Raw genomic sequence first — 1,311 nt, 5'->3', positions numbered from 1 at the left:
ATAAAATATTTTTCAACTGCTGAATAAACAAGGGGGCACGCTGTGTCCATCGCTCTAATAAACCGTTCCACGAAACATCTTTCCCCTCATTTCCTTCTTCTTCAAACCAGCGCTGCAAAGCGTGGTACAACGCCTTCAGCTCTGCCTCTGTTAATGTAACCCCTTTTCCCATTTTCTCATGAGCTGCATCCCAATCCCGTATATCAAATTTCGCCGGATAGCCGTTCCAGCTAATGAGATTAAGCTCCTTGCTCCATCCCTTCCCTGATTCCGACAGGACGGCAATCTTTTGTTTAATGTCAAACTGAATTTTAGTCATAGAACCTCACCTCTACTTCGAATAAATCGCTGAATCAAAGCCAAAGGCGTCATAATCCGCTCGGTAAAAATCGCGCACAAACGGTGAAATGCTGCGAAACGTCTTGCCTGTATACATGAGCTGCACTTCTTTTCTCGCTCGCGTCACCGCAACATACAACACTTTCTTTTCATCGTTTAATATCGCGTCGTAATCGGCGTTGTAGCTGTCGCTGTTTTTATTATCGCCCGCTCTTTTGTCCAAATCCTCGATTCTTCTTTTATTCGGATAATGTTCGCGATCGAAATGAATTAAAAAGACGTAATCAAATTCCAATCCTTTCACGCTGAACGCATCGGTAAAAAAGATCGGCTTTTTTTGTTTATTCAAATCAAACCGCTTGCCATATTGTGAGACCGTCACAACGTCAAAATTGCGATTGAGCTCTTGGAAAACAGGGCATTGGCGAACGAGGTGTTCATCTGCATCGTGCCGATGGATGACCGCGATTGTCGCTTCCGGATCGTGGTGATGAATGTCTTTCACTTGGCGGATGAGATGATGGTTCAATTCCTTCGCATACGGGAAGTAATAAATACTAGGTTTCTTCCCTTCCCGCACAAATCGTTGATCATCGAAGCGATCGTTTTCTTCATCTAAAAATTGCAAACTGCTCGCCAGCTTCATAATTTCTTTTGTCGAGCGATAGTTTGTCCGCAAATTCCGTGTCTTCCGCCCTTCAATGTGCAAACCTAACTCACGGTATGAAAACGGGCTACGCTTGTAAATACGCTGTTTCGGATCCCCAGAAACGACAATCGATTTTTTTACAAGCCCGATGAGTGCCTTCAACTGCATCGCCTGCAAATCTTGTACCTCATCAACAAAAATATAATCATACTTTAACGACTCTGGGATGTCTTCTAAATGTTTCAAAAGCAACAATGCGTAGTCCTCTAAATCCAAATGATTATGAAACTGTTTCTTCAATAACTCTTGGTATTGCTTATATA

The 1,311-nt window shown here is 42.8% G+C and carries 1 protein-coding gene and 1 pseudogene; both read right to left on the bottom strand.

Translation table 11 applies throughout. The features are described 5' to 3' along the window. Nucleotides 1-112: 112 nt before the first annotated feature. Nucleotides 113-319, bottom strand: a pseudogene (locus tag M4I42_RS16880) (YdbC family protein); the annotation flags it as partial. Nucleotides 320-331: 12 nt separating this feature from the next. Continuing rightward, nucleotides 332-1,311, bottom strand: a 980-nt coding sequence (locus tag M4I42_RS16875; protein WP_268853190.1) for a 3'-5' exonuclease, incomplete at its 5' end; no start/stop codon positions are given.

It is taken from the genome of Anoxybacillus sp. J5B_2022, from assembly GCF_026847645.1.
Taxonomy (GTDB): Bacteria; Bacillota; Bacilli; order Bacillales; family Anoxybacillaceae; genus Anoxybacteroides.
The sequence above is the reverse complement of the archived record's forward strand: the minus strand, read 5'-3'. Positions and strand labels throughout refer to the sequence as shown.